Source organism: Variovorax sp. J22R115 (assembly GCF_030317005.1).
Classification (GTDB): Bacteria; Pseudomonadota; Gammaproteobacteria; order Burkholderiales; family Burkholderiaceae_C; genus Variovorax.
Window position 1 is genome coordinate 131,815 of sequence record NZ_JASZYM010000011.1, and the last position, 26,577, is coordinate 158,391.

General features: G+C 67.3%; 24 protein-coding genes. 11 read left to right on the forward strand and 13 right to left on the reverse strand.

Going from position 1 to position 26,577, the window contains the following annotated elements; genetic code table 11:
- Positions 1-21: 21 nt before the first annotated feature.
- Positions 22-2,328, reverse strand: coding sequence for a TonB-dependent receptor (locus QTI04_RS20230; protein ID WP_286617419.1), 2,307 nt, complete (start codon positions 2,326-2,328; stop codon positions 22-24).
- Positions 2,329-2,459: 131 nt separating this feature from the next.
- Entirely contained in the window at positions 2,460-2,816 is a 357-nt protein-coding gene (locus tag QTI04_RS20235; RefSeq protein ID WP_286601571.1) for a DUF2946 family protein, read from the reverse strand.
- Between the two features lie 85 nt (positions 2,817-2,901).
- On the opposite strand from QTI04_RS20235, the gene QTI04_RS20240 reads away from it, so the two are divergent.
- Positions 2,902-3,312: a VOC family protein gene (locus QTI04_RS20240; RefSeq protein ID WP_286601569.1), complete on the forward strand. Its 411-nt coding sequence runs from the start codon at positions 2,902-2,904 to the stop codon at positions 3,310-3,312.
- Entirely contained in the window at positions 3,309-4,499 is a 1,191-nt protein-coding gene (locus QTI04_RS20245; protein WP_286617256.1) for a toxin-antitoxin system YwqK family antitoxin, read from the forward strand. The genes QTI04_RS20240 and QTI04_RS20245 overlap by 4 nt, the downstream gene beginning before the upstream one ends.
- A gap of 112 nt (positions 4,500-4,611) precedes the next feature.
- Here QTI04_RS20245 and QTI04_RS20250 read toward each other — a convergent pair whose 3' ends face one another.
- The 3 genes from QTI04_RS20250 to QTI04_RS20260 are packed head-to-tail and all read right to left on the reverse strand — an operon-like array spanning position 4,612 to position 7,592.
- A complete protein-coding gene (locus QTI04_RS20250) occupies positions 4,612-5,586 on the reverse strand; it encodes a tripartite tricarboxylate transporter substrate binding protein (protein ID WP_286601566.1) in 975 nt (324 codons plus the stop codon).
- Positions 5,587-5,625: 39 nt separating this feature from the next.
- Positions 5,626-5,853 (reverse strand): hypothetical protein, encoded by a 228-nt coding sequence (locus QTI04_RS20255; RefSeq protein WP_286617257.1) that lies wholly within the window; start codon positions 5,851-5,853, stop codon positions 5,626-5,628.
- Entirely contained in the window at positions 5,850-7,592 is a 1,743-nt protein-coding gene (locus QTI04_RS20260; RefSeq protein ID WP_286617259.1) for an FAD-dependent monooxygenase, read from the reverse strand. Before QTI04_RS20260 ends, QTI04_RS20255 begins: the two co-directional genes overlap by 4 nt.
- Positions 7,593-7,709: 117 nt before the next feature.
- Here QTI04_RS20260 and QTI04_RS20265 point away from each other — a divergent pair, with 117 nt between their 5' ends.
- A complete protein-coding gene (locus tag QTI04_RS20265; protein ID WP_286617260.1) occupies positions 7,710-8,450 on the forward strand; it encodes a helix-turn-helix transcriptional regulator in 741 nt (246 codons plus the stop codon).
- Between the two features lie 4 nt (positions 8,451-8,454).
- Here QTI04_RS20265 and QTI04_RS20270 read toward each other — a convergent pair whose 3' ends face one another.
- Entirely contained in the window at positions 8,455-9,474 is a 1,020-nt protein-coding gene (locus QTI04_RS20270) for a fumarylacetoacetate hydrolase family protein (protein WP_286617262.1), read from the reverse strand.
- A gap of 98 nt (positions 9,475-9,572) precedes the next feature.
- On the opposite strand from QTI04_RS20270, the gene QTI04_RS20275 reads away from it, so the two are divergent.
- Both QTI04_RS20275 and QTI04_RS20280 read left to right on the forward strand, forming a co-directional pair.
- Positions 9,573-10,718, forward strand: a complete 1,146-nt coding sequence (locus QTI04_RS20275; protein ID WP_286617264.1) for a DUF3108 domain-containing protein — start codon at positions 9,573-9,575, stop codon at positions 10,716-10,718.
- A 126-nt stretch (positions 10,719-10,844) separates the two neighbouring features.
- A complete protein-coding gene (locus tag QTI04_RS20280) occupies positions 10,845-11,123 on the forward strand; it encodes a DUF3567 domain-containing protein (protein ID WP_028250861.1) in 279 nt (92 codons plus the stop codon).
- Here QTI04_RS20280 and QTI04_RS20285 read toward each other — a convergent pair.
- On the reverse strand, positions 11,117-12,193 hold the full coding sequence (locus tag QTI04_RS20285) for an AbrB family transcriptional regulator (RefSeq protein ID WP_286617266.1): 1,077 nt from the start codon (positions 12,191-12,193) through the stop codon (positions 11,117-11,119). The genes QTI04_RS20280 and QTI04_RS20285 overlap by 7 nt on opposite strands.
- 96 nt (positions 12,194-12,289) lie before the next feature.
- Between QTI04_RS20285 and QTI04_RS20290 the strand changes: the two genes are divergently transcribed.
- A complete protein-coding gene (locus QTI04_RS20290; protein ID WP_286617268.1) occupies positions 12,290-13,075 on the forward strand; it encodes a ChaN family lipoprotein in 786 nt (261 codons plus the stop codon).
- Here QTI04_RS20290 and QTI04_RS20295 read toward each other — a convergent pair.
- Complete coding sequence (locus QTI04_RS20295) at positions 13,059-14,393, reverse strand: aminotransferase class III-fold pyridoxal phosphate-dependent enzyme (RefSeq protein ID WP_286601556.1); 1,335 nt, start codon at positions 14,391-14,393, stop codon at positions 13,059-13,061. The genes QTI04_RS20290 and QTI04_RS20295 overlap by 17 nt on opposite strands.
- Before the next feature lie 89 nt (positions 14,394-14,482).
- Here QTI04_RS20295 and purU point away from each other — a divergent pair, with 89 nt between their 5' ends.
- The gene (gene purU / locus QTI04_RS20300) at positions 14,483-15,328 is read left to right on the forward strand and encodes a formyltetrahydrofolate deformylase (RefSeq protein ID WP_286601555.1); all 846 of its coding nucleotides are present in this window, start codon (positions 14,483-14,485) and stop codon (positions 15,326-15,328) included.
- A gap of 10 nt (positions 15,329-15,338) precedes the next feature.
- Here the strand turns inward: purU and QTI04_RS20305 are convergent, their stop codons facing one another.
- Together QTI04_RS20305 and QTI04_RS20310 are read right to left on the reverse strand one after the other, a co-directional pair.
- Entirely contained in the window at positions 15,339-16,310 is a 972-nt protein-coding gene (locus tag QTI04_RS20305) for a tripartite tricarboxylate transporter substrate binding protein (protein ID WP_286617270.1), read from the reverse strand.
- Positions 16,311-16,350: 40 nt separating this feature from the next.
- On the reverse strand, positions 16,351-17,415 hold the full coding sequence (locus tag QTI04_RS20310) for an Ldh family oxidoreductase (RefSeq protein WP_286617272.1): 1,065 nt from the start codon (positions 17,413-17,415) through the stop codon (positions 16,351-16,353).
- A 156-nt stretch (positions 17,416-17,571) separates the two neighbouring features.
- Here QTI04_RS20310 and QTI04_RS20315 point away from each other — a divergent pair, with 156 nt between their 5' ends.
- From QTI04_RS20315 to QTI04_RS20330, 4 genes are read left to right on the forward strand one after another with little or no spacing between them, the layout of a single operon-like run.
- Positions 17,572-18,510 (forward strand): LysR family transcriptional regulator, encoded by a 939-nt coding sequence (locus tag QTI04_RS20315; protein ID WP_286617274.1) that lies wholly within the window; start codon positions 17,572-17,574, stop codon positions 18,508-18,510.
- Positions 18,507-20,012: an FAD-linked oxidase C-terminal domain-containing protein gene (locus tag QTI04_RS20320; RefSeq protein ID WP_286617276.1), complete on the forward strand. Its 1,506-nt coding sequence runs from the start codon at positions 18,507-18,509 to the stop codon at positions 20,010-20,012. Before QTI04_RS20315 ends, QTI04_RS20320 begins: the two co-directional genes overlap by 4 nt.
- 13 nt (positions 20,013-20,025) lie before the next feature.
- Positions 20,026-20,373, forward strand: a complete 348-nt coding sequence (locus QTI04_RS20325) for a CidA/LrgA family protein (protein WP_286601548.1) — start codon at positions 20,026-20,028, stop codon at positions 20,371-20,373.
- A gap of 4 nt (positions 20,374-20,377) precedes the next feature.
- Complete coding sequence (locus QTI04_RS20330) at positions 20,378-21,103, forward strand: LrgB family protein (RefSeq protein WP_286617278.1); 726 nt, start codon at positions 20,378-20,380, stop codon at positions 21,101-21,103.
- 60 nt (positions 21,104-21,163) lie between these two features.
- Here the strand turns inward: QTI04_RS20330 and QTI04_RS20335 are convergent, their stop codons facing one another.
- From QTI04_RS20335 to QTI04_RS20345, 3 genes are all read right to left on the reverse strand, one after another.
- Positions 21,164-21,538, reverse strand: a complete 375-nt coding sequence (locus QTI04_RS20335; protein WP_286617279.1) for a YXWGXW repeat-containing protein — start codon at positions 21,536-21,538, stop codon at positions 21,164-21,166.
- A gap of 110 nt (positions 21,539-21,648) precedes the next feature.
- On the reverse strand, positions 21,649-24,951 hold the full coding sequence (locus QTI04_RS20340; protein WP_286617280.1) for a carboxyl transferase domain-containing protein: 3,303 nt from the start codon (positions 24,949-24,951) through the stop codon (positions 21,649-21,651).
- A gap of 4 nt (positions 24,952-24,955) precedes the next feature.
- The gene (locus QTI04_RS20345; RefSeq protein WP_286617282.1) at positions 24,956-26,569 is read right to left on the reverse strand and encodes an AMP-binding protein; all 1,614 of its coding nucleotides are present in this window, start codon (positions 26,567-26,569) and stop codon (positions 24,956-24,958) included.
- Positions 26,570-26,577: the final 8 nt, after the last annotated feature.

Below are 26,577 nucleotides of genomic sequence, written 5' to 3' on the forward strand. Positions count from 1 at the left end.
ATTCCTTTGTGAGAGGTGGAGTCAGAGGTCGAAACGGAGTTCAGCGGTGTAGGTGCGCTGCGGATACGGATGGAAGTTCCAGTACTGGTAGTTGTTGGCGTTGTCGATGCCGAAGGCCGCCGACCACTGCCTCGCGATCTGGTAGCGCACGCGCAGGTCGACGGTGAAATAAGGGCTCACCCCCGTGTAGGCGTAGCCGTTGACGTCGCTGTTGTCGAGGGTCGAATACTGCTTGCCGCTGTAGCGCGCGGCCACTGTGAAAGCCCAGCGATCGTCGGGCTTGTACGTGGCGAACACGGTGGAGCGCCAGCGCGGCACGCGCGGCTGCCACTTGCCGACGCTGGCCGGATTGCCCGGGTTCTCCACGGTCTTGGAGTCCGCGAAAGTCAGGCTGCCGCCCAGGTCGAGTCCGCGCATGAACACGTTCTGCCCGGTGTACGCCAGCTCGAAGCCGGTCGTCCGGACCTTGGCGATGTTCTGCACGCGCGACACGGTCGTCGAGCCGGGAATGAGCTGGTTGAAGATCGCGTCGTCCGTGGTCTCGTGAAACACCGTGGCGCGGGCCAGGCCGGTGCCCAGGTCCTTCTCGGCCGAGAGTTCGCTGGTCCAGGACTTCTCCGGCCTCAGGAAGGGATCGTTGATGAACGACAGCGCCCCACCCGTCGTGGCGCCGTACAGCTCGCCCACGGTCGGAAAGCGCACGGCGCGCCCCACCGAGCCCTTCAGCACCGTGTCGTCGGACCACTGGTAGGCCAGCGCCGCCTTGGGCGACACGTCGGACTGACTGCGCGGGGCGTAGGCGATGGCGCTGGCCGCGATCTGGGTGAAGCCGTTGTCGGCCATCCAGTCCTCGTAGCGAAGGCCGAGCACTGCCTTCCACCGGGGGGCGAAGGACCACGCGTCCTGCGCCCAGGCGCTGAAGGTCTCGCTGTCGCCCCCGACGTTGCTCACGAGCGCGGTCGGCGGACCGTCCATCCAGTTGCCGAGAACGTTCGTCTTCAGGATCCCCAGCTTGTAGGCATCGCGGCCGATGCCGAAGTCGACGACGTGCGCGCCGCCGAGGCCCTGCGGCCGCCAGGTACCCTTGGCCGCCAGCGTATTCCAGCCAGTCGTGCCGCCCTGGTCCTGCAGCGTCCCGGCGCCGCCGATGCTCGCCAGGGGCAAGGCGATGGTCGGCTGACGCTGCTGGTCGGTCGCGTAGTCGTACAGGCTCGCCGCCACTTCCCAGTCCCATTCGCCCTTGGTATTGCTCTTGACCGACAGGCCGTGCATGGCGTGCGTCTGGTTGTCGTTGGTCAGTGGAAAGGCGGTGGGCGCCAGCGTGAAGCTGCGGCCCAGGATGTTGATGGCCCCTGTGTAGACGGGTTGCCCGGCGGCGTTGCTCAGGTAGGTTTCGGGGCGGCCTTCGGCCGCGTTCTGCCACCAGCCCAGCGTGTAGGTCGCACGCACCGTGGGCGAGAAATCGTAGGCCAGCTTGAGCTTGGCATGGTCCTGCACCGTGTGGTACTGGGTGCCGGTGCCGAGGATGTACCAGGGCATGTTGGTGGTGTTCAGGCCCGGCACGAAGCCTGACACCGGCGTGCCGTTGCGGCTGGCAGTGCCCGATGCCAAGGTGGCGGTCGTGAACGTGAGCGGCTGCCCTTGGCTGTCGGTGCGCGAGACGTCGATCCACCAGGACCAGTCGCCGCTCCTGCTCCCGAGCGAAGCACTGGTCTGCCAGCTGTTGAACGTCTGGTGCGTGTGATACAGGTCGAAAGGTTGCGACGAATAGCCCGCCTTGACGTGCGCCTCGAGCTTCGTCGGCATCCGGGTGACGTAGTCCACCACCGCCCCGGCCGAATTGCCGGGGTACGCCGCCGAGAAGGGGCCGTACATCACGTCCACGCGCTCGATTTCCTCCGGTGTCACCAGGCCCCAGCGCGGCGCATAGTTGGTGCCGTTGGCGATACCGTTGCCCAAGTAGTTCGACAGCAGAATGCCGTCGGCATACACCGCCGAGCGCGCGCTGTTGCCGGTGCCGGAGGCCCGGGTGGACAGGATGGCGTGGTTGTAGTCGCCGATGTAGCGCTTGCGCACCAGCAGGCTGGGCAGGTACTTCAGCGCATCCTCGCTGTCGGTGGCGTTGATGCGCGTCTCGATCTCCTCGCGCGTCACGCTCTCGATGGTCGTCGGGATCTGGGTGGGCAGCGAGGTCGGCTGCCCGCCGGTGACGGTCACGACGCCGAGCGACTTGACGCGCTCGGGGCCGTCGTCCGCCACCGTCGAGGCCTCTGGCGATGGGGCTTGGGCGGCCGCAGGGCCGGCCAGCCACGGAAAAGTTGCGCCCATGGCGAGCGACAGCAGGGTCTTCTTGTTCACTGGAAAAGCGCTCCTCGGCCCTTTCGGGGCACCGGTGCATGGCTGGGGGCGATCAACGCGCGTGCGCACGGCGGGCGCACAGCGAGATCAGCGGATGCAGCTCAGAGGAAGCGCGGAGGCCCGCGCGCCGGCAGCGGCGCAGCGGTGGCCGCGGCGATGCGCGCGGCGGGGATGGATTGGACGGCAAGCGCCAGGGGCTGGACCGCGGGCAAGGCCACGACAGGCGTCGGTGGCGGCGCGCCGGTCAGCACGCACAGCGGGCAGTCGAGATGGGAAGCGCCCATCTCCTGGGCGCCGTCGTCGGTCTGCACGACCGCCTTGACCGCTCCGCTGGCGGAACAGACCAGTTCCACGGCCTGCGGATGGACCACCGGCGAAGCCACCGCCACGCCCAGCGACAGCACGAACCACATCAGCACGAAGCTGGTGAGTCGGTGGGCGTGACGCAGGGCGGACATGGCCGCGATTATCAACCCGCGCGATCAACCGACTCGCCATCCGGCCCCCGCTTGTGGAAAATGTGCAATTCGACACAAAAGTCACATGTCCATCTTTCACCTCGCTTTCCACGTCCGCGATCTCGACGTAGCCCGGCGCTTCTACGGCGGCGTACTCGGCTGCGCCGAAGGGCGCAGCACCGACACATGGGTCGATTTCGATTTCTTCGGCCACCAGATTTCCCTGCACCTCGGCGAGCCCTTCGCCACCTCGCGCACCGGCCGCGTGGGGGACGTCATGGTGCCGATGCCGCACTTCGGCATCGTTCTCGAACTGCCAGCCTGGCGCACGATGGCCGAGCGCCTGGAAGCCGCCGACATCGACTTCGTGCTCAAGCCCCAGGTCCGCTTCGAAGGACAGCCCGGGGAGCAATGGACCATGTTCTTCTGCGACCCTTTCGGCAATCCGATCGAGGCCAAGGGGTTCCGGTCCCTGGACACCGTCTACAACGCATGAACTTCCCTTCGGTCCCTGGCGTGAAGTCAATGTCCTGGCGCATGGCCGGGCTGGCCGTGCTGTTTCCGGCCTTCTTCCACTCCGCCGCGCATGCCGTGCAGGACTGCGAGATCAACGGCATCGCCGTGAACCCGGCCAACGGCAACACGACCGCCGGCAAGACAGGCCTGATGCGCTGCAGGGATCGCGAGACCCGCGCGCTGCTGCGCGAGCAGCAGATCCAGAGCGGCACCTTCCAGGGCCCGGTGCGCGTCTATGAGAACGGCAAGCTCGTGAAGGAATACAGCGTCAACGCGCGCGGCAACATGGAAGGCCGCGCCCGCGAGTTCTCGCCGGGCGGCCAGGTGCTGCGAGACGCGACCTACGACGACGGGCACGAGATGGGCCTCGTGCGGAGCTTCTATCCGTCCGGCCAGTTGCGCCGGGTCACCTATTTCGCCGATGCGGTGGTCGAGCGCGCCTCGGTCGAGTTCACCGAGCGCGGCCAGTTGTCGGCATTGCGCTGCGGCGACAAGCCGGTGCTCGCGCCGGCGGCCGATGACGTCAAGCTGTGCGGCTTCGGTATCGGGCCATCGCAAGTCGAGTTGTTCGACAGCAAGGGAACGCTGCGCTCGCGGCTCTCCTATGTGGCCGGCAAGCGCGTGCGCAGCGAGGAGCTGTACGACAACGGCAAGCCCGCTGCGCTCGACGAGATCGTGGGCAACCAGCGCACCGAGCGGCGCTATTCGTCCGAAGGCATCAAGCGACGCGAAGTGGTCTCGCTGCTCGGCGAGCGCGGCGCGACCAAGCAGCGGGAGCAGGAGTTCTCCGAGAAAGGCACGCTCGTGCGCGACCAGCGCTGGAACCCGGCCGGCGAACCCGTCAGCGACGAAAGCTTCTACCTGAACGGCCAGCCGCTCAGCAAGGCGGTCCATGGCGTGGGCGGCGATCCGCGCCAGATCGAGATCACCGAGTTCCACGACAACGGCCAGCGCGCCGCCGTCGGACGCTACGTGGCGACCGACCGCTTCCGCCAGACCGCCATCGGCACGCACCAGCGCTTCAGCGACACCGGAATGCTGATCGTCGAATCGATCTACGACGACAAGGGCCGCATCACCCGCGAGCGCGCCTGGGATGCCAGTGGCAAGCTGGAGCGCGACGACGAGGTGTTCGAGGACGGTTCGCGCAAGGCCTACGCGAAGTAGGTAGAGGCGAACCGGAACGACCAGGCCGACGCCGGGCCGCCCCAAGGCGGCCCGCGGCCCCCTCGGGGGGGCAGCGAGTACACGCAGTGACGGAGCGTGGGGGCTTGCTTCTTCAGTCGAGTTTGATGCCGGCGGCCTTGATGATGGGGCCCCAGCGCTTGGACTCCGCACGCGACAGCGCGGCAAATTGCTGCGGCGTGCCGGGCATCGCTTCCATGCCGAAGTCGCTGAAGCGCTTCATCACCGCGGGCGTGCTGAACGCGCGGTTGAGTTCGGTGTTCAGCCGGGTGACCACGGCAGGCGGCATGCCCGCCGGGCCGAGGATGCCCTGGAACGCGAAGACCTCCGAGTTGGGCACGCCCACTTCGGCCAGCGTCGGCACGTCGGGCAGGAGCTTCGAGCGTGCGCCAGTCCCGATGGCGAGCACGCGCACCTTCTTGCCCTGGATGATCGACAGGCCCGAGGCCAGGTCGAGGAACATGCACGGCACCTGCCCGCCCATCACGTCGGCCATCGCCGGCGCCGCGCCGCGGTACGGGATGTGCGTGATGAAGGTGCCGGTGCGGTTCTTGAACATTTCCATCGCGAGATGGTGCGGCGAACCGTTGCCGGGCGATGCGTAGTTGACCTTGCCGGGATTGGCCTTCACGTAGGCGAGGAAGGCCTTGAAGTCCTGAGCCGGAAAGTCCGGATGCACCACCAGTGCAAGCGGGAACTTGCCGATGGCGCCGATGTAGGTGAAGTCCTTTTCGGGATTGAATGGCAGCTTGCTGAACAGGTGCTCGTTGAAAGCCAGCACCGCGTTGTCGGCCGACAGGATGGTGTAGCCGTCCGGCTTCGCCTTGGCGACCAGTTCCGCTCCGATGTTGGTCGACGCGCCAGGGCGGTTGTCGATGATGATCTGCTGACCCAGCGGCTGTCGCATCGCTTCGGCCAGCGTGCGCGCGATCACGTCCGTCCCGCCTCCTGCCGGGTACGGCACCACCCACTTGATGAGTTGCTCCGGGAATCCCTGGGCGCGCGCCCAGGGCGCGGCACTGGCGGCCGCGGTCGCAGCGAGGGTGGTGAGCAGGGTTCTGCGATCCATCTGAAAGTCTCCTGGTTTTTTGCGAGTCGAAATGAAAGTTCAGGCCGGCGATGCATCGGCCGGCGCCGCGGACAAGGACGGCAGGGGCAAGCCATCGAGCGCATGCGCCAGCGCGGCGCGGCAACGGGTCTCGTCGCCGACCTGCTCAAACAGCAGCAGGGCAAGCCGCGCGAGGAAGAGCGATTCTCGCTCCGCGCCAGCCTCGCTGATGGCGCGAGCGCATTCGGCGTAGATGCGGTCGCGTGCGTCATGGGTCAAGGCGGTCATGCCAACTCCTTTCTGGCGAGCGCGGCGGCACGTGCCAGCGCGCGCAACAGCGCGCCTTGCGGCAAGCGGCGCCAGCGCGCGGCAACATGCCCGTCGGGGCGCAGCAGATAGACAGCGCCCTGCCCGGCGCCCAGGGTTTCGAAGACGGACTCGCCGGCGCTGCCCGGCGGCAGTTCGCACACGACGACCGGCACCGGCCCGGCCTGCGCCGTGGCGATGTCGGCGGCCAGCGTAGCGTCGCTGCCTGCCATGTTCAGCACGAGCACGGTGAAGTTCGGCCGCAGCCAGTCGGTGAGATGCAGGTCGAGCGCCAGGGGCTGGTCGGGCATCACCTCGCCGGGCCGGGGGCCCGACGCAAGATCGTCGCCTTCGCTGGACAGCGGCGAGGCGTCGTAGCACACGGCCTGCGTCTGGCGCGGATTGATCAGGTTCGCGATCTCGCGGTGCGCGCCCGACAGCGACAGCGCCGCTTCGCGCAGCAGGTCGAACCCTCGCGAGGGCGGCGACATGAACTCGGTGCTGCGCATCGCGTTCTCGGCGTTGATGTGAAAGGCCGCGATGCGCTCCTGCGAATAGCTGTCGAGCAGCGTGTCGGCGGACACGCCGCGCACCACGAGCGCCAGCTTCCATGCCAGGTTGTCCGCATCGTCGAAGCCGGAGTTCAGGCCGCGCACACCGAAGATCGGCATCGCGTGCGCCGCGTTGCCGGCAAACAGCACACGGCCGTGGCGATAGCTCTCCAGCGTCATCGCGCCGGCCCGGTAGACCGAGGTCCACACCGTCTTCCACGGCAGGTGGCCTTCGCCGATCGCCTCCAGGTGCCGCTGCACGAACTCCTGCACCGCGGCGGGCTGGAGCGCTTCCTCGGTGCTCTGCCCGGCGCGCAACTGGTAGTCGATGCGCCAGATGTCGTCGGGCTGGCGGTGCATCAGCACCGTCGAGCCCGGGTTCCACGGTGGATCGAACCAGGCGCGCCGCTCGGTCGGATGCTTGCTGTGCAACTCGATGTCGATGATCACGTAGCGGCCTTCGTAGCCGGTGCCTTCGAGATTGAGGCCGAGCGACTTGCGCACGAAGCTCTGTCCGCCATCGCAGCCGACGAGCCATTGCGTGCGCAACGCGTAGGCACCCAGCGGATTGCGGGCCTCCAGCGTGAGGCCGTCGGCGTCTTCGGCGAAGCCGGTGAGTTCGGTGCCCCAGCGAATGTCGATCAAGCCTGGCGTCGCTTCGTTGCGGCGGAAGATTTCGTCCAGCAGGTATTGCTCGATGTAGTACTGCTCGAGGTTGATCATCGGCGGCAACTTCTGCTGCGCGTCGTGCGGCATCTCGAAGCGAAACACCTCGTTGGTCTTGTAGAAGCTGCGCCCGCCCGTCCAGGGCAGGCCCTTCGCCAGGAAGGCCGGCAGCGCGCCGAGGCGCTCGACGATCTCCAGGCTCCGGCGCGAAATGCATGCAGCGCGGCTGCCGACACAGACCGTGTCGTCGGCTTCGAGGATCACGCAGCGAACACCGTGGTTCGCGAGTCCGAGCGCCAGCGACATGCCGACAGGGCCGCCGCCCGCGATCACGACCGGATGGCGGCCGGGCTCGACGCCCTCTTCCAGCGGCGGGAGCCAGGGCTTGAACTGCGTGTAGTGGAATTCACCGACAGAAGGCGGCAGGTCGCCGGCAACCGGCGGCAGCGGGCCTGTCGCGGCGTCGCCGGAGCGTGCGGCGGGTGGGGTCACAGCGGTAGTCATGGGCAGGATTGTCCCGATGCGGGCTGGTGGCCGATGTCGTAACTTCATACGAAGTACTAACCCTAGGAACCGGAATTTGCGATGAAGCGATGGCCAATACGTGGCGCAGAACACGCCGTGGCTACGCCCGTCGTCAGCGGCGTGCTCGCCGGCATCGGCACATCGCACCTGGCGGCCAGCTATCTCGCCGCCATGCACTGCGTGCTGCCGGTGACCTTCTGCACCGTGTTCGCAGTGAGCGCGACGGGCCGCATCGAAACCGTGTCAGCCGCCAGCGCCTACGGAAATACCGCGGAGCGCACGGCCGAACGCTACGTCGCGCAGCGCTTCGACCTGCTCGACCCCAACATGGCCTGGCTCGCCGCCCGCAAGCTGCCGAAGCGCGCACAGTTGTGGCTCGGCCACCAGCACGCCGAGGAGGTGGCCGACCCCGCCTACCGCGCAGCCTGCTACGGCGACGTCGGCATCCGTGAGCGCGCTTCCGTGCTGGTTCTGCTGCCGACCGGGCAGCGCGCGGCGGTGAGCTTCTATCGCAGCTTGGCGCAGCCCGACTTCGACTCGACGGATTTCAGGTTGCTGGAAACGCATGCTGCGCTGCTGGCGGACGCTACCGCGGCACACGGCCGCATCGCCGTCGCGGCGCGCGAAGCGGTGGAGCCCTCCTTGGCGTCACGCCTGCTCGGCCTGAGCCTGCGCGAACGTGAGTTGATCGGCCACCTGCTAGCAGGCAAGACCGCCAAGGAAGCGGCGCGGGCGATCGGCGTCGAAGTCACCACAGTGCGGACGCATCAGTACCGGGCGTTTCGGAGGCTGGGGATCGGCAGCCTGAAGGATCTGCTGCGCGGCGTCCGCGTGTAGCGCGCTACTTGCCTGCCTCAGGCGCCACCACTTCCTGATCGATCGCCCCGAAGATCGTCTGCCCGTCCTTCCCCTTCATCTCGATCCGGATGGTGTCGCCGTACTTCATGAATTCGGTGCTGGGCTGGCCGTCCTGGATGGTCTCGATGCAGCGCTTCTCGGCGATGCAGCTGTAGCCCTTGGGCCATTCCATGCGTCCGCCCTTCTGTTCGAAGCCCTTGTTGCTCACCGTGCCGCTGCCGACGATGCTGCCGGCGCGCACGTTGCGCGTCTTGGCGATGTGCGCCACGAGTTGGCCGAAGTGGAAGGTCATCTCGTCGCCCGCATCGCACATGCCGACCTTCCGGCCGTTCCAGGTGCTTTGCAGCGTGAGGTGCACGCGGCCGCCCTGCCAGGCATCGCCCAGTTCATCGAGCGTGACGGCGACCGGGCTGAACGCGGTGGCGGGCTTGCTCTGGAAGAAGCCGAAGCCCTTGGCGAGTTCGGCCGGGATCAGGTTGCGCAGGCTCACGTCGTTGGCGAGCATCACGAGGCGGATACCGTCCAGCCCCTGTGCGGGGGTGGCGCCCATCTTCACGTCGCCGGTGATGACGGCGATCTCGGCCTCGAAATCGATGCCGAAGGCTTCGCTGGCGACCACGACCGGGTCGCAGGGGCCGACGAAGTCGTCGCTCCCGCCCTGGTACATCAGCGGGTCGATATAGAAGCTGTCGGGCACTTCGGCGTTGCGTGCCTTGCGCACCAGTTCGACGTGGTTGATGTATGCCGAACCATCGGCCCACTGGTAGGCGCGCGGCAGCGGTGCCATGCATTGCACGGGGTCGAACGGAAAGGCGTGCCGGGCACGTCCCCCGTTGAGCGAGTCGTACAGATCCTGCAGCTGCGGGCTCATGAAGCCCCAGTCGTCGAGCACCTGCTGCATGCGGCTGGCGATGCCGGTGGCGTAGTGCGCGCTGGCGAGATCGCGCGAGACGACGACGAGCTGGCCGTCGCGCGAACCGTCTTTGAGGGTGGCGAGTTTCATGGTGGCTGCGGATGCCGGCGCGGCATCGCTACTAAACTGGTTGGACGGGCGGCAGTGTACCGAGATGAACCTCGCGGGCGGCGCCTGATCCACACCTCATGCCCACGCTTGCTTCCCCTGCTGCATCCGACGTTCCGCGCCCGCCGTGGCGGGCGCTGGCGTTGCTGACCTTGGCCGTGATCGCCGCGCACCTGGCCTTGCTGGGTGTCACGCCAGTCTCGGTGGGGACCCGGCAGACGCCCCTCGACACCAAGTTCACCACGCGGACCATCGTCATCGCACCGCCGCCCGCAGCAGCCCCGCCGGCGCCGATGGGGGAGGCCAAGCCGCAGCCCCTGCCGGCGCCTCCAAGGCCGGCGCCCCGTCCTCCCCGCCCGGCGGCAACGGCGCCGGAACCCACGCACGAACACGCACCCCAGAATTTGCTGGCGCAGAACGCCATCGACGCAGGCGAAGCCGAAGCACCTGCGTCGCCCGACGCTTCCGATGCCGGGACATCGGCCACGGGTAAGGGTACCGGCGACAGCGCCGCAGCAGAAGCCGCTGCGGCCAACGAAGCGTCCGCGGCCAACATGCCGGGCGCGGTGCCCCTGCACATTCCGGGTTCCGTGCGGCTGGCTTTCGCAGCGACCGCCCAGGTGGGAACGACTCCCATGTCCGGCGTCTTCGGCGAACTGGTCTGGATGCAGGACGCCGAGCACTACGACGCCCGCCTGTCCCTCACTTTTCTATTCAAGACCCTCCGCCGCTGGACCAGCACCGGCGCGATCGGCAAGACGGGCATCGAGCCGCTGCGCTTTTCGGACACGCGCAAGACCGAAGTCGCCTCGCACTTCGCCCGCGACCAGGGCCTGGTGATCTTCAGCAACAACACGCCGAGCGTGATGCTCCTGGCGGGCGCGCAGGACCGGCTGAGCGTGCTGCTGCAACTCGGCGCCCTGCTCGCCGGGGATCCGCTCCGCTATCCGCCCGGGTCGGTGATCGCCGTCCAGACTGTCGGCCCGCGCGATGCCGAGATCTGGACCTTCAACGTCGGCGAAGAGGAGCAACTGAGCGTGCCCGCCGGCAATTTCACGGTGCGAAAGCTCACCCGCAACCCTCGCCTGCCCTTCGACGACAAGGTGGAAGTGTGGCTGTCGCCCGAGCTGGCCTACCTCCCGGTGCGCCTCAGGCTGACCCAGGCCGGAGGCGACTTTGTCGAAATGCAACTGCGTGAACAAGTACCGATGCGGCCCTCGAACTAGCCATTAGCATCGGAGAAACAAAAAGATACAGGCGAGTGCCTACAACGCAACGATCGATATTGAAACTGGCGCGTTGATTGCTATCTAACCACCATGAATGCCATCGACATCCTCACAGGACCCGAAATGCAAATGCTCTACGACTCCGACTCGTTCGTCGTCGTGCACGTGCAGCCGACCGAAGGCGAAGCGCCGGTGGCGCCGCACCTGCCCGTCCTGGCGCGTCATGGCTTCGAGATCGTCGACAAGCGCTCGGGCAAAGAGGTTTACCTCGACGGCTCGTGGGCCGAGCTCTTCCAGCAGCAGATTGCGGCCTGGCAACTCAATACGCCTACACAGGAAGAAGTGGAAGACACCCTCGAGGGCTACGCCGAACTGGCGCACACCCCCGTGCTGGTTCACTGAGCGCGCCGACGCTCCCTGCGGACCAGCCACCCGTACATCGGGCCGACGATCAGCAGCACCGCCACCAGGCGGCACACCTGGAACGCCGTCACGACCGGCACGCCGAGTTGAAGCACCTTCGCGGTGATCGACATCTCGGCGATCCCGCCCGGTGAAGTCCCCAGGATCATCGTGGCCGGATGCAGTCCGGTCACCCGCGACAAGCCCCACGCGAACGCGCCGCACAGCGCGATCAACCCCAGCGTCCCGATCGCCACCGTTGCCAACCAGCGTGGCGCCGTGTGCAGAAACTCCCGGCTGAATCGAGCCCCGAGGCTCACGGCGATCACCAGCTGCGCCGCGTTCGACAGCCAGGTCGGTATTCCCGACAGCTGCTGCCCGGCGACGGTCAGACCCATCGCCACCAGCAAGGGCCCCATGAACCAGGGGTTGGTGCGACCGGCCGCCCCCATGGCGAGACCGCCCAGCCCGGTCGCCATGGCAAGCAAGGCCAACCCGCCCGCATGCACCACGCGGGTGCTCGACGCATTGATCTCGAGCCCGTGCATCCCGCTCCACTGCATCCCGAACGGGACCAGGATCGTTACCAACACCACCCGCAGGCTGTGCGCGGCGGCCACCAGATCCGTCCGGGCCCCTGCGCGTTCCGCCAGCAAGGTCATTTCCGATGCGCCGCCGATCGCGCCTGAGAAGTAAGTCGTGGCTCTCATGGAGTGCACCGGTACGTGCGGCATTCGCTTCACATGCAGGCGATGCAACCAGAGCCCGAACACCCAGCCCATCGCCAACGCCCACACGATGGCCAGCGCAATCGCCCACCAGACGCCCGCGACCAACGAGACCACCTGCGGCGTGAAATAGAGCCCCAGCGCGACGCCGATGACCCACTGCCCCGCATTGCGCAAGGGGGTATGGCTCGCAGTCGGCACCCCGAGGATCGAGGCGATGGACACCGCCAGCAGCGGACCGATCATCCATGGCAGCGGCGTATGCAGCGCCACGCACGCGCCGGCCGCCACCAATGCGAGCAGGAGCGTGGCAAGAACACGAATCGGGAATCGGAGGGACACGGACAGGAAGAATCGGAAGGGAACGGCGGCGGAGCGCTCAGGCCGGGGCATTAGTATGGCCGCATGCTTTTTCGACGCTCTTTCACGCTGTCCTGCATGGCGCCGCTGCTCGGCATCGCAATGCTTTCCGGCTGCACGGGTTTCGCGCCCGCCGCAAATGCCCCGACCGACCGCCGCGTCGCCGTACTGCTGCCGGTCGACGCACTGCTGCTGGGCGAACAGCACGACGCCTCCGAACACCAGGTGATCGAACGCGAAGCGGTCGAGGCGCTGGCCGAACGCGGACGCCTGGCGGCGCTGGCGATCGAGATGGCGGAGGAAGGAAACAGCACCGCGCATCTGCCGAGAGATGCAAGCGAAGCGCAGGTCCAGGCCGCGCTCAGCTGGAACGACAAGGGCTGGTCCTGGGCCGCCTATGGCCCTGCGGTGATGGCCGCGGTGCGCGCGGGCGTGCCCGTGGTCGGCGCCAACCTGCAGCGCGCCCACATGAAGGACGCGATGGCCGACGTGTCGCTCGACGCGCAGTTGAACGACGACGCCCGCGCTGCCCAGCGCGAGGCCGTGCGCAGTGGCCACTGCAACCTCCTGCCCGAATCGCAAATCGTCCCGATGACCCGTATCCAGATCGCGCGCGACCGAGCGATGGCTCAGGCCGTTGTCAAGGCGAAGCAGCCCGGCAAGACGGTGCTGCTGATAAGTGGCGCCGGCCACAGCAACAAGCGGCTGGGCGTGCCGCAGCACGTGCCGACCGATGTGTCGGTGAAGGTGGTTTGGATGCGGGCCGGGCTGGGCGACGCCACCGACGGCGCCTTCGACGCCGTCTGGGCGACCCCGGCGCTCCCTGAAAAGGACTACTGCGCCGGCGTCAAGCGAACTTCTTGATCGAATCGGCCAGCGTATTGACCAGCGTGTCGATGTGCGACTTCTCGACGATGTACGGCGGCGCGATCACCAGCACGTCGCCGGCCGGCCGCACCAGCGCGCCCTTGTGGTAGCAATCCAGGAAGACGTCGTAGGCGCGCTTGCCCGGTGAGCCCGCGATCGGCGCGAGTTCGACCGCCGCCGCCAGCCCCAGGCTGCGAATGCCGATGACGTTCGGAAGCCCCTTGAAGGTGCTGTGGAAGGCATCGCCCAGCACCTTGCCCATCTCGCCGGCGCGCGAGAAGAGCTGCTCCTTCTGGAACAGCTCCAGCGTCGCGATGGCGGCCGCGCACGCGACCGGATGGCCCGAGTAGGTGTACCCGTGGAAGAACTCGACGACGTGCTCCGGCGCCGAGGTGTTCATCATTTCGTCGTAGAGCTTGTCGCGGCAGATCACGCCGCCCAGCGGAATCACGCCGTTGGTGACGCACTTGGCGAAGTTCAGCATGTCCGGCACCACGCCGTAGTAGTCCGACGCGAAGTTGGTGCCCATGCGCCCGAAGCCGGTGATGACCTCGTCGAAGATCAGCAGGATGCCGTGCTTGTCGCAGATCTCGCGCAGCTTCTGCAGGTAGCCCTTGGGCGGCACGTACCAGCCGGCCGAGCCCGCGATGGGCTCGACGATGATCGCCGCGACGTTGCTCGGGTCGTGCAGCGGCAGGATGCGCTGCTCCAGGTCGGCCAGCGGGTCCTCGGCCCACACCGGCTCCTGGTTGTGGATGTAGGCGTGGTTCGCCGGGTCGTGGATGAAACGCATGTGGTCCACGCGCGGCAGGAAGGCCGAGCCGAACACCTTGCGGTTGCCCGGAATGCCGCCCACCGACATGCCGCCGAACCCAACGCCGTGGTAGCCCTTCTCGCGGCCGATGAAGAGATTGCGATGGCCTTCGCCGCGCGCGCGGTGGTAGGCCAGCGCGACCTTCAGCGAGGTATCCGCCGCCTCGCTGCCCGAATTGCAGAACAGCACCTTGTTGAGGTCGCCCGGCGCCATCGCGGCGATCATTTCGGCGGCCTGGAAGGCGCGGTCGTTGCTGACCTGGAAGGCCGTTGCGTAGTCGAGCGTGTCGAGCTGCTTCTTGATCGCCTCGTTGATCGGCTTGCGGTTATGGCCCGCACCCACGCACCACAGCGAAGAGATTCCATCGATCACCTTGCGACCGTCGTGCGTGGTGAACTCCATCCCGTCGGCGGCCACGAAGACCCGCGGGTCCTTCTTGAAGTGGCGATTGGGGGTGAAGGGCAACCACTGGTTGTCCATGCTGAAGTCGTTGAAGGCCATGAATCGCTCCTGCGGGTTCGTTCTTGCTGGGAAAGGGCATTTTGGCACCGGCGACGCCCGACGATGGGCCTGCGACAATGGCCGCCCTTATGAATCCCGCGTACATCCTCACCCTTTCCTGCCCCGACCGCACCGGCATCGTCCATGCCGTTTCCGGCTTCCTGCTCGAGCGCGGCGGCAATATCGAAGAAGCGGCGCAGTACAACGACCACGGCACGGGCCTGTTCTTCATGCGCGTGCGCTTTGCATGCGACCAGAGCGAAGCCGCGCTGCGCGAGCAGATCGCCGACCTCGCCTCGAAATTCGGCATGCGCTGGAAGCTGCATGCGGCCGCCGAACCGATGAAGACCGTCATCCTGGTCAGCAAGGAAGGCCACTGCCTCAACGACCTGCTGTTCCGATGGAAGAGCGGCCTGCTGGCCATCGACGTGCGCGCCATCATCTCGAACCACCGCGACTTCTATCAACTCGCGGCCAGCTACAACGTGCCCTTCCACCACATCCCGGTGACGGCCGCGACCAAGGCGCAGGGTGAAGCGAAGCAGTTGGAAATCATCGAGGCCGAAGGCGCCGAACTGGTGGTGCTGGCGCGCTACATGCAGATCCTGAGCAACGATCTCTGCACCCAGCTGGCGGGCCGGGCCATCAACATCCACCACTCCTTCCTGCCCAGCTTCAAGGGCGCCAAGCCCTATTACCAGGCGCATGACCGCGGAGTGAAGTTGATCGGCGCCACCGCCCACTACGTGACGGCCGACCTCGACGAGGGCCCGATCATCGAGCAGGACGTGGAGCGCGCCGACCACACCGACACGGTCGAAGACCTGACCGCACGCGGCCGCGACACCGAGAGCCAGGTGCTGGCGCGCGCCGTCAAGTGGCACAGCGAGCATCGCGTGCTGCTGAACGGCCACCGGACGGTGGTTTTCCGCTGAGCCTGCCCGCTCAGTCGGCCTTGATGTTGTTCGCCTGGATCACCTTGCGGTAGAGCGCGTACTGCTCGCCGATCGCGCGGCCGAAATCCTCCGGCGAGGTGCCGCGCACGGTGATGCCCAGGCCGACGAGCTTGGCGTTGGTGTCCGGATCGTCCAACGCACTGCGCATGGCAGCATGCAGCCGATCGATGATCTCGTTGGGCGTGCCCTTGGGCGCGACCATCGCGAACCACGAGTTGAAGTAAAAGTCCGGCAATCCGGATTCGGCCACCGTCGGCACGTTCGGGTACTGGGGCAGGCGCTTCGGCGTCGACACCGCCAGCAGGCGCAGCTTGCCGCCCTGGATCAGCGAGGTCACGGTTCCCAACCCCTGGAATGCCGCATCGACTTCGCCGCCCGCCACCGCGACTGCCGCCGGCGTCGCGCCCTTGTACGGAACGTGCGTCACGTTGATGCCGGCACGCGAGGCGAACATCGCCATCGCGATGTGCTGCGGGCTGCCGCTACCGCCCGAGCCGTAGTTGAGCTTGCCAGGCGATGCCTTCGCGGCCTTGATGAAGTCCTCCACCGTGCGCAGCGGCGAATCCGGCGGAACCACCAGGCCCCACTCGATCGTGCCGACCAGCGAGATCGGCGCGAAATCGGTCAGCGCATCCCAGCCCGCCTTGGGGTAGATGTGCGGGATCATTGTCAGCACGCTGTCGTTGAAGCCGCCGATGGTGTACCCATCCGGCGCGGCGTGCGCGACGCGGTCGGCGCCGATCAGGCCCGAGGAGCCGGGGATGTTCTCCAGGACGAAGGGCTGCCCCAGTTCGACACCCATCTTCTGGGTCAGCACGCGCGCGCCATTGTCCACCGCGCTGCCCGCCGCGAGCGGGATCACCATGCGGATCGGCTTGGTCGGATAGGCCGGCTGCGCCGAAGCAGCCACCGCCGCGGTGCAGATCCACACGGCGGCCAGGAGGCGTTGCAGGAATGTCATGGGTGTCTCCGTTCTTTCTTCTTTGAATACCTGACGCGGTTCAGCGTAACCCGGGGATGCCGAGGCTCGCGGCCAGTTGGTCGAGGTCGTCGACCAGCGCGGCCGCGACCGGCACGCCGCTCTTCTCGTATGCCGCACGCCGGCCATGGCTTTGCTCGCCGGGCAGCCAGATGCGCTCGACACCGGGCAGGCGTTCGCTGTTGCGTATGTCGCGCACCAGCGCGTCGACGGCCGCCTTGAACGGACCCGCGCCGCCGAAAGCCGCGAGATCGATCACCAGGATCGCCTGGCCGGTGTTGGTAGGTGTGACGTGGTCGGCGTTGAAGTCGACGAGGTCGCGCCCCATCGCAGCGCCTTGCAGCGTGCCCGCCAGCAGCCCGACGATGAGCGCCAGGCCATACCCCTTGTGGCCGCCGATGGGCATCAGGAAGCCCTCGTGCGCGCGGCGAGGGTCGGTCAGCGGGCGCCCTTCGCGGTCGATCATCCAGCCCTCGGGCATCGGCTCGCCGCGCTTGGCCTTGGCCTTGACCTTGCCGTAGGCGGCGACAGTGGTCGCCATGTCCAGCACCACGGCCGGCTCTTCGCCGGCGGGGATGCCGGCGGCTATCGGATTGGTCGACAGCAGCATCTCCATGCCGCCCCACGGCGGCAGGTGGTTGGCGTTGCCGACGGCGAAGTACAGCCCGATCATGTCGTGCGCCACCGGCATGCGCGCGTAGAGCGAGGCCGGCCCTGCATGATTGCTGTGGCGCGTGCCTACCCAGGCGACGCCCGCGTTGCGCGCCTTCTCGATCGCGATGCGGACCGCCCGCGACACCACCAGATGCCCCATGCCGTTGTCGCCGTCCACCACCGCCATGGCGGCACGCTCCTCGACCACGCGAATATCCGGTCGGACATTGATGCCGCCCGCCTCGATGCGCTGCACGTACTGCGGGAGGCGAATGATGCCGTGGCCGTCCGAGCCCTGCAGGTCGGCCTCGGCCATGAGCCCGGCGACGCAGTCGGCGTCGGCGGCTGGCAGGCCGACACGCACCAGCGCGGCGGCGGTGAAACGCTCGAGGCGCTCACTGGGAATCCATATGCTTTTGCTATCGGTCGTCATTCGTCGCGACGGAGCTGCTGCGCGCGCCGCGCCCCGGTCTTGTCTCCGTGCTGCTGATTTCGGACGCAGTCTAGGTAAGAGGCGCACCAGCGTCCAATGCCGAATCGGTTCGCAGCCATATCATTCTGCGATTGCTCGAACCACCGGCGAGATCCCATGAACCTTCGCACTCTGCGCTATTTCGTCGCCATCGCGGATGCCGGCGGCTTCACGGCGGCTGCCGCTGCACTGTCGATCGCCCAGTCCGCGCTGACGCGCCAGCTGCGGGACCTGGAGTCGGAACTGGGCGTGCAGTTGCTGCAGCGCGGCCCGCGAGGCGTGCGGCTGACGCAGGAAGGCGCCACGCTCTATGAGTCGGCCCAGCGCATGCTGGCCGAATCGGCGCGCGTGCGGCAACTGCTGACAAACGGCGATGCGACCGCCGAGTCCACTGTCGTGCTCGGTGTATCGCCCACGCTCACGCGCGTCCTGCTGCCCGGCGTGTTCGAGCGCTGCCACCACGGCCTGGCCGGCATCCGGCTGGTCGTGCGTGAAGCTTTCACGCCGCAACTGCTCGAAAGCCTCGAGCGAGGGCTGATCGACATGGCCGTGGTCACCAACCCCGAGCCCAACCGCGCCCTCGCCCACCAACCGCTGCTGGCCGAGCCATTCGCGCTCATCACGCCCTCGGACCGCAACATGCCGCCGGTGGTGCCGCTGGCCGCGCTGGCCAAGGTCCCGCTGCTGATGACGCGGCTGCATCGCGGCATCGTCGAACGCACCCTTGCGCCGCTCGGGACGCGCCTGAACATCCAGGCCGAGATCGACTCGGTCGATGCCATCCGCGAATTGGTGCTGCAGGGGCGGTGGGCGACCGTCATGCCGGTGTCGGTCTTCAAGGAACAGCGCATGGACACCGTGCGCCTGTCGGAAGTCTCCGGCGTGCAATTGCACCGCATGCTGATGTTGGCCACACGCATCGAGCGGGCGCAGAACTCCGCCATCGCTGTTGTGGCCGACGTGGTGCGGGCCGAAGCGGGCAAGCTCGCTGCGGCCGGTGTTTTCAGCTTCGGATCGGCGCCTGCATCGACCAGGACGTACACAATGGCGGCATGAACACCGAGACAGTCGAACCCCCGGTCGCTTCGTCCTCCCGCAGGGAGCTTCAGGCCAAGGTCGTGAGTGCCTTGCGCGCGAAGCTGCCGTCGCACGCAGTCCTGTCCAACGACGAAGACACCACGCCCTACGAATGCGACGGCCTCACCGCCTACCGGCAAAGGCCCCTGGTGGTCGCACTGCCCGAAGACGAGGCCCAGGTACAGGCCGTGCTCAAGGCCTGCCATGCGCTCGGCGTGCCGGTCGTGGCGCGCGGTGCCGGCACCGGCCTCTCCGGCGGCGCGATGCCGAATGCGGTGGGCGTGACACTGTCGCTTGCCAAGTTCAACCGCATCCTCAAGGTCGACCCGGTCAGCCGCACGGCGGTCGTTCAATGCGGCGTGCGCAATCTCGCGATCAGCGAGGCGGCCGCGCCCTTCGGCCTCTACTACGCGCCCGATCCTTCGAGCCAGATCGCCTGCACCATCGGCGGCAATGTGGCGGAGAACTCCGGCGGCGTGCACTGCCTCAAGTACGGCTTGACCCTGCACAACGTGCTGCGCGTGCGCGGCTTCACGGCCGAGGGCGACCCGATCGAGTTCGGCAGCGAGGCGCTCGACTGCGCCGGACTCGACCTGCTGGCGCTGGTGATCGGCAGCGAAGGCATGCTGGCCGTGACGACCGAAGTCACGGTCAAGCTCGTGCCCAAGCCGCAACTGGCGCGCTGCATCATGGCCAGCTTCGACGACGTGCGCAAAGCCGGTGACGCCGTGGCCGCGGTGATCGCCGCCGGCATCATCCCCGCCGGCCTGGAGATGATGGACAAGCCGATGACCGCCGCGGTCGAGGACTTCGTGCGCGCGGGCTACGACCTCGAGGCCGCAGCGATCCTGCTGTGCGAATCCGACGGCACGCCCGAGGAAGTCGAGGAAGAGATCGGCCGCATGACCGACGTGCTGCGCGGCTGCGGCGCGACCGCCATCGCGGTAAGCGAGAACGAGGACGAGCGCCTCAAATTCTGGAGTGGCCGGAAGAACGCCTTCCCTGCCTCCGGCCGGATCAGCCCCGACTACATGTGCCTGGACTCGACCATTCCGCGCAAGCGCCTGGCCGACATCCTGCTCGCCATCCAGCAGATGGAGAAGAAATACAACCTGCGCTGCTGCAACGTCTTTCATGCGGGCGACGGCAACCTCCATCCGCTGGTGCTCTTCGATGCCAACGACCCGGACGAACTGCACCGCTGCGAACTCTTCGGAGCGGACATCCTGGAGACCAGCGTCGCGATGGGCGGCACGGTGTCGGGCGAGCACGGCGTGGGCGTCGAGAAGCTCAACAGCATGTGCGTGCAATTCACCGCGGCCGAGAACGAGCAGATGTTCGGCGTCAAGCGCGCCTTCGATGCAACGGGCCTGTTGAATCCCGGCAAGGTCATCCCGACGCTGCAACGCTGCGCGGAGTACGGCAAGCAGGTGTTCCGTGGCGGACAGGTGCAGCCTTTCGCCGACCTCCCCCGCTTCTGAAAGGTCTCACTCGATGAATGGCTTGCGCGGCATGGCCTGGCTGCTGGTGTTCCAGTCGATTGGCGAACTCCTTTCGAGAGGCCTTTCACTTCCTCTCCCCGGACCGGTGCTCGGCATGATGCTGATGCTGGCGGGCCTTCGCTTCGAGGTGGTGCGCAAACCAGTGGCCGAATGCGCTGGCTTTCTGCTCACGCATCTCTCGCTGCTCTTCGTGCCGGTCGGCGTGGGCGTGATGACGCACCTCGCGCTGCTCGGCCAGTACGGCGGGCGCATGCTGGTCATCATTGCGCTGTCGACGTGGATCGGGCTGGCCGTGACCGCGCTGGTGCTCTACTGGCCCGACCGCAAGCTGGAGGCCTGACGGCATGCCACGCTTCGTCGAACTCTGGATCTATCTTTCCGCCACGCCGCTGTTCGGGTTGACCGCGACCTTGGTCGTTTACTTGCTCGCCAACGCGGCGTACACGAGGGCTGGCGGGGCGCCCTGGGCCAATCCGGTGCTGTGGTCGGTGGTCGTGCTGGCGAGCGGGCTGCTGCTCACGCGAGTGGACTATCAGACTTACTTCGCGGGCGCGCAGTTCATTCACTTCCTGCTCGGGCCGGCCGTGGTCGCATTGGCATGGCCGCTGTGGCAGCGACGCGCGGAGCTGCGCGCGCGCTTCGGCCGGCTGGTGCTCGCATCGCTGCTCGGCGGCGCGGCCGCAGGCGGATCCGCAGTGGCGCTCGGCTGGGCGATGGGCTTGCCGCACGACGTCGTGCTGTCGCTCGCGCCCAAGTCGGTGACGGCGCCGGTGGCCATGGGCATTGCGGAGAAGATCGGCGGAATTCCCGCGCTCTCGGCCGTGTTCGCGGTGCTCACCGGCATGATCGGCGCGCTGTCGGGCAAGTACCTTTTCGACGCGCTCCGCATCAGCACCAGCGCCCAAGGGTATGCAGCGCGCGGCTTCGGTCTGGGCACGGCCGCTCACGGCATCGGCGCGGCCCGGGCGCTCCACGTCGATGCGGATGCCGGCGCCTATGCAGGTCTGGCGCTGGGGATGCAAGTGGTGCTTGCGGCGCTGCTGATGCCGCTGGTGTTCAAGCTCTTCTGAGACACAAAGAAGCCGGCCCATGCGTTGCGCATGGCCGGCTTTTCCACTCAGCCTGAAGCCTCAGCTTCGGGACGGATTGTTCGGCTTGCGGTCGTACCGATTCGGCACGCCATCGCCATCATTGTCCCAGCGGCCCGCCTGGTATTCCCAGTGGCCGCCCTTCTCACGCCATTGCGGCGCTCGGTAGGCATAGCCTTCCCTTGCACGCATCCAGTTGCCACGGTTCCAGACATAGCGACCGTGATTCCACTCGTAGTGGCCGGGAGCCCACACATAGCCCGGACGCGGCGGCGGAACGTGCTCATGGCGCGCAGGCGGCGGCGCCACGCGGACCGAGACCACGGCCTGCGCCTGTGCCGCGGTAGGCACCATCACGGCGCCGAGCGACAGCAGGGAAGCGGCGCCCATCGCGAGAGTGACTGCGAGTTTTTTCATGGGTACTCCTTTGAGTTGTTGGAAGCTTCATCCTCCCTGCCCCATGTGAACTGCTTGTAAGCCGCGAGCGAAGTGTTGTGTAGAGCTGTGTCGGCCCTTCTTGCGGCGCTTTACCAGGTGTCGACGTACGCGGTGGCCGGCCGCCGAGCGGCTGCGGACGAAGCGAGCCCTCGCACCAGCCATGCCCGCGTGTCGGCCGGATCGATCACGGCATCGATCTCCAGCGTCTGCGCCATGTGGATCGCCTCGCCGTTCGCGTACTGCTGCGCGACCAGCTTTTTGAACAGCGCATCGCGTTCAGCACCTTCTGCAGCGGCTTCGAGTTCCTTGCGGAAGCCGAGACGCACCGCGCCTTCGAGCCCCATGGCACCGAACTCACCGGTGGGCCACGCAACGGTGAACACCGGTGCATCGAAGCCGCCCGCCGTCATTGCCTGCGCGCCGAGCCCGTAGCCCTTGCGCAGCACCACGGCGAAGAAGGGCACGCGCAAGTGCGAAGCCACCATGAACATGCGGCACACATGGCGCACTTGCGCCTGCGCCTCGATCTCGGGGCCGACCATGAAGCCCGGCGTGTCGCACAGCGACACCAGCGGCAGTCCGTGCGCGTTGCAAAGCTGCATGAAGCGCGCGGCCTTGTCGGCGGCCTCCACGTCGATCGCACCGCCGAGGTGGTGCGGGTTGTTCGCCAGCAGGCCGACAGGCTTGCCCTCGATGCGCGCCAGCGCCGTCACGATGCCGGCGCCGAAGCCTGCGCGCAGTTCGAGCATCGATCCCGTGTCGACGACACCCTGCATCGCAGCGCGCACGTCATAGACGCGCAGCCGGTTCTCGGGCACGGCATGGCGCAATGCACGCTGGTCGGCGCATTCCCAGTCGCTCGTCGGCCCCTGGAAATACGAGATGTACTGCTTGGCGGCAGCGACAGCGTGCGCTTCGTCCTTCACGAGAATGTCGATCACGCCATTGCGCGACTGCACGCTGCTGGGCCCGATCTGCTCCGGCGCGAAGGTGCCGAGGCCACCGCCTTCGATCATCGCGGGGCCGCTCATGCCGATGTTGCTGGCCTCGGTGGCGATGATCACGTCCGCGCAACCCAGCAGCGCCGCGTTGCCCGCGAAGCAGCGCCCGTGCACGATGCCCACCACCGGCACCTTGCCCGAGAGCGCCGCGAACTGGCTGAAGGTGTGGTTGTTCAGGCCGGCGACGATCGGCATGTCGGTGTCGCCGGGCCGGCCGCCGCCGCCTTCGGCAAAGAGCACCACCGGCAACTGCAGCTGGTGCGCGATCCCCAGCATGCGGTCGGTCTTGTGATGGTTGCGCATGCCCTGCGTGCCCGCGAGCACGGTGTAGTCGTAGGACATGACCACGCAGCGCGCCTTCTCGGGCCCGAACTGCTTCGCGTTGATGCTGCCGATGCCGGTCACCATGCCATCCGCCGGCGTGTTGGCGATCAGGTCCTCCAGCGTGCGGCGGCGCGTCTGCGCCGCAATCGCGAGCGCGCCGTATTCGGTGAAGTTGCCGGGATCGTCGGCCAGCTCGCACAGGTCGGCGATGTTGGCGCGCGCGGTGCGGCCGCCTTGGGCGTGACGCTTTGCGACTGCAGCGGCCCGGTTGGCATCGAGCGTCGGCGCGTGGCGATCGATCACCTTCTGGAGGTCGGGGCGGATCTCATCGAGATCGCGCTCGGCATGTGCTTCGGCTTCGACCGCATGCGCGTCCACCGCCTCCAGCTTGACCAGCGACTGTCCTTCGACCAGGTAGTCGCCGGGCTGCGCCAGCAAGGCGACCACGCGGCCCGCGGACGGCGCGTGCAGCAGGTGCTCCATCTTCATCGCTTCGAGCACGCCGAGTTGCGCCCCGGCCGGCACGATGTCGCCGACATCCACTTCGAGCTGAACCAGCTTGGCAGGCATCGGCGCCTTGACGATGAGGCCGTCGTCATCCTCCTGCGGAGCTGCCGCTGCCTCGCTTCGGGATGCGGCCGGTCGGGCGACTCTCGAAGCCGCATCGTCGATGTGCGCGGCAGCCGCCAGCAGATCGGCCAGATGGGCCTCAACGAAGCGCGTATGCACCGCCTGCGTCTCGAACTCAGGCCGCGTCGCGATCGCGCGCAGCAATGCCAGGTTGGTCGCGATCCCGTCGATGTGACATTCCTCGAGCGCGCGCAGCGAACGCCGCACCACGTCCGCAAAGCGCGGCGACGAAGAATGAACGATCAGCTTGGCCAGCAGCGTGTCGTAGTGCGGCGAGGGCGCGAGGCCCGCGTAGCCGTGCGAGTCGACACGCACACCCGGACCGGCCGGCAAGTCGAAACGTGCCAGCGTGCCACCGGAGGGCCGCGCATTGCCTTGCGCATCGAGTGTCTCGGCATTGATCCGCCATTGCACCGCGAAGCCGCGCTGTGGTGCGGTGCGTTGGGTATCGATGCCCAGGTCCGCCAGCGTCTGGCCGTTCGCGACGCCGATCTGCAACTGGACCAGGTCGAGCCCCGTGACCGCCTCGGTCACCGTGTGCTCGACCTGCAGGCGCGGATTGGCCTCGATGAACACGAAGGGCAGCGTCGCCGAATGCTCGTCGACCAGGAATTCGAAGGTGCCCAGGCTCTGGTAGCCGACGGCCTTCGCCATGCGCAACGCAGCCTGCGTGACCTGATCGCGCAGCGGCTCGGGCAGTGAAGGGCTCGGTGCGATCTCGACCAGTTTCTGAAAACGACGCTGCAGCGTGCACTCGCGCTCGCCCAGGCTCGCCACCGCGCGACCGTCACCCAGCACCTGCACTTCGATGTGTCGCGCATTGCGCATCAGGCGCTCGACATAGACGCCTTCGACACCGAAGGCCGCCTTGGCTTCCGACATGCAGCGCGCGTGCGCTTCGGTCAGGTCGGAGGCGTTCAACACGGCCCGCATGCCGCGTCCGCCGCCGCCGCCGATGGCCTTGACCATCACGCCGGCGCCTTCAGCCTGCTGCGCGGCGAAGAACGCCTGCGCCTCAGCCAAGGTCACGGCGCCGGCGCTGCCCGGCGTCACTGGCACGCCGCATTGCTCGGCCAGCGCACGCGCGCGGGCCTTGTCGCCGAACAGAGCGAGTTGCTCGGGAGTGGGACCGATGAAGCGCAAGCCTGCCTGCGCGCAGGACTGCGCGAAGTCGGCACGCTCGCTCAGGAATCCATAGCCGGGGTGCACCGCGTCGCACCCGTGTACGCGCGCGATGGCGATCAGCGCGGCGGTGTCGAGGTAGGCGGAAGGGCCGGTAGCGCCCAAAGCCACAGCCGTGTCGGCCAGCTGCACGTGCAGCGCGGCGGCATCGTCGCCCGCATGGACGGCAACGCTCGCAATGCCGAGATCGCGCAACGCGCGCACCAGCCGCACGGCGATCTCGCCGCGGTTGGCAATCAGGACTTTCTTCATCATCCGGTCAGTCTTTCAGTAGTCTGCGCAGCACCTTGCCCGCGCCGGTCGTCGGCAGTGCATCGATGAAGCGCACCGAGCGCGGCGCCTTGTAGCTCGCCATGTTCTCGCGCGACCAGGCGATCAAGGCATCGGCATCGAGTTCGGCCCCCGGCTTCTTCACGATGAAGGCCTTGACCACTTCGCCCTTGTCCGCATCGGGCTGCGCGATGACCGCGGCCTGCGCCACCGAGGGATGCTTGATGAGGATGGTCTCCACCTCTTCGGGGAACACGCTGTAGCCCGACACCTTGATCATTTGCTTGAAGCGGCCGATGAAGGTGAGATAGCCGTCGGCGTCGAGCTTGCCCATGTCGCCGGTATGCACCCAGCCGTTGCGCAGCGTCGCGGCAGTGGCCTCGGGCTTGTTCCAGTAGCCCTTGAAGGATCCCGCGCTGGTGAGCACGATCTCGCCGATTTCGCCCACCGGCTTGTCCTCGCCCGTGTCGGTGTCGATGATGCGGATGGTCACGCCCGGCACCGCGATGCCCTGCGTGCCCCAGCGCGGCGCGTGGTGCGGCGTGTAGGTGTCGCAGGTGTGGGTTTCGCTCAGGCCGTAGGCCGCCTCGAAGGAACTGCAGTTGCTCGCAAAGCCGCGCCATTGCTGCGCGAGCGGCTCGGTGAAGGTGATGCCGAAGCTCGTGACGGGGTTCATGCGCAGGCTCGACAGATCGAAGCCTGTGGCGCCTTCCACCTGCATGCAGGCGACGTTCATCGGCGCGATGCTGTACCACCAGTTCACCCGGTAGCGGTCGATCGCCTGCAGCGCGGCGCGCGGCTCGAAGCGGTGCAGCAGCACCGAGGTCGCTCCCGTGAGCACAGGCACATTGACGCCCATCAGCATGCCGGCGATGTGATAGAGCGGCGCGATCGACAACAGCACGTCACTGCCGTTCACACCATTGCAATCGGCGGCGGCGCGCGTCTTGAAGAGCGCATTGCCGTAGCTCAGCATGGCGCCCTTCGGCAGACCCGTGGTGCCGGAGGTGTAGGTCATCAGCGCCACATCGTCGAGGGAGATCTCCACGGGCGCAGGACACTGGCCGCTCTTCATCACGGCAAGGAAGTCTTCGCAGCCCGGCGGCACGCTCCGCGGTTCTTGCCTTGCTGCAGCGAGGTCGGCGGGCACATCGATCGGTGTCGTCGCCGGCAGCAGGTCGGCGTAGTGAACGACGAACACGTGTTCGAGCGCACTCGCGGCGCGGACCTTGTCGACCACCGGCATCTGCGACGAGGCCGCGACGATCACGCGTGCCTTCAGGTCGTTGACCTGATAGGCCAGTTCATGCTCCTTGTTGAGCGGTCCGCTCGGACACACGATGGCACCGATCTTCTGGATGCCGAAGTGGGCCGCCAGGTATTGCGGGCAGTTGTTGAGGAAGAGCACCACCGGATCGCCCTTGCGCACGCCGATGGCCTGCAGCCTCGCCGCGAAGGCATCGCTCGCCGCATCCAGTTCGGCGTAGCTCAAGGATCGTCCGTACCAGATGCAGGACGGATGGTCGCCACGCTCGCGCGCATGCGTGCGCAGGTACTCGTGCAGTGGTTGCTGCGGGCGGTCGGGAAGCTGGGTTGTCTCCATGGTGTCAC

What these genes read in the sequence shown, in the direction of transcription:
- QTI04_RS20320 (WP_286617276.1), top strand. Translation starts at nt 18,507, where the DNA reads ATGAACACCGAGACAGTCGAACCCCCGGTCGCTTCGTCCTCCCGCAGG.
- QTI04_RS20245 (WP_286617256.1), top strand. Translation starts at nt 3,309, where the DNA reads ATGAACTTCCCTTCGGTCCCTGGCGTGAAGTCAATGTCCTGGCGCATG.
- QTI04_RS20260 (WP_286617259.1), bottom strand. Translation starts at nt 7,592, where the DNA reads ATGACTACCGCTGTGACCCCACCCGCCGCACGCTCCGGCGACGCCGCG.
- purU (WP_286601555.1), top strand. Translation starts at nt 14,483, where the DNA reads ATGAATCCCGCGTACATCCTCACCCTTTCCTGCCCCGACCGCACCGGC.
- QTI04_RS20235 (WP_286601571.1), bottom strand. Translation starts at nt 2,816, where the DNA reads ATGTCCGCCCTGCGTCACGCCCACCGACTCACCAGCTTCGTGCTGATG.
- QTI04_RS20340 (WP_286617280.1), bottom strand. Translation starts at nt 24,951, where the DNA reads ATGATGAAGAAAGTCCTGATTGCCAACCGCGGCGAGATCGCCGTGCGG.
- QTI04_RS20290 (WP_286617268.1), top strand. Translation starts at nt 12,290, where the DNA reads ATGGCGCCGCTGCTCGGCATCGCAATGCTTTCCGGCTGCACGGGTTTC.
- QTI04_RS20305 (WP_286617270.1), bottom strand. Translation starts at nt 16,310, where the DNA reads ATGACATTCCTGCAACGCCTCCTGGCCGCCGTGTGGATCTGCACCGCG.
- QTI04_RS20295 (WP_286601556.1), bottom strand. Translation starts at nt 14,393, where the DNA reads ATGGCCTTCAACGACTTCAGCATGGACAACCAGTGGTTGCCCTTCACC.
- QTI04_RS20250 (WP_286601566.1), bottom strand. Translation starts at nt 5,586, where the DNA reads ATGGATCGCAGAACCCTGCTCACCACCCTCGCTGCGACCGCGGCCGCC.
- QTI04_RS20310 (WP_286617272.1), bottom strand. Translation starts at nt 17,415, where the DNA reads ATGACGACCGATAGCAAAAGCATATGGATTCCCAGTGAGCGCCTCGAG.
- QTI04_RS20335 (WP_286617279.1), bottom strand. Translation starts at nt 21,538, where the DNA reads ATGAAAAAACTCGCAGTCACTCTCGCGATGGGCGCCGCTTCCCTGCTG.
- QTI04_RS20240 (WP_286601569.1), top strand. Translation starts at nt 2,902, where the DNA reads ATGTCCATCTTTCACCTCGCTTTCCACGTCCGCGATCTCGACGTAGCC.
- QTI04_RS20345 (WP_286617282.1), bottom strand. Translation starts at nt 26,569, where the DNA reads ATGGAGACAACCCAGCTTCCCGACCGCCCGCAGCAACCACTGCACGAG.
- QTI04_RS20280 (WP_028250861.1), top strand. Translation starts at nt 10,845, where the DNA reads ATGCAAATGCTCTACGACTCCGACTCGTTCGTCGTCGTGCACGTGCAG.
- QTI04_RS20275 (WP_286617264.1), top strand. Translation starts at nt 9,573, where the DNA reads ATGCCCACGCTTGCTTCCCCTGCTGCATCCGACGTTCCGCGCCCGCCG.
- QTI04_RS20270 (WP_286617262.1), bottom strand. Translation starts at nt 9,474, where the DNA reads ATGAAACTCGCCACCCTCAAAGACGGTTCGCGCGACGGCCAGCTCGTC.
- QTI04_RS20255 (WP_286617257.1), bottom strand. Translation starts at nt 5,853, where the DNA reads ATGACCGCCTTGACCCATGACGCACGCGACCGCATCTACGCCGAATGC.
- QTI04_RS20315 (WP_286617274.1), top strand. Translation starts at nt 17,572, where the DNA reads ATGAACCTTCGCACTCTGCGCTATTTCGTCGCCATCGCGGATGCCGGC.
- QTI04_RS20330 (WP_286617278.1), top strand. Translation starts at nt 20,378, where the DNA reads ATGCCACGCTTCGTCGAACTCTGGATCTATCTTTCCGCCACGCCGCTG.
- QTI04_RS20230 (WP_286617419.1), bottom strand. Translation starts at nt 2,328, where the DNA reads ATGGGCGCAACTTTTCCGTGGCTGGCCGGCCCTGCGGCCGCCCAAGCC.
- QTI04_RS20325 (WP_286601548.1), top strand. Translation starts at nt 20,026, where the DNA reads ATGAATGGCTTGCGCGGCATGGCCTGGCTGCTGGTGTTCCAGTCGATT.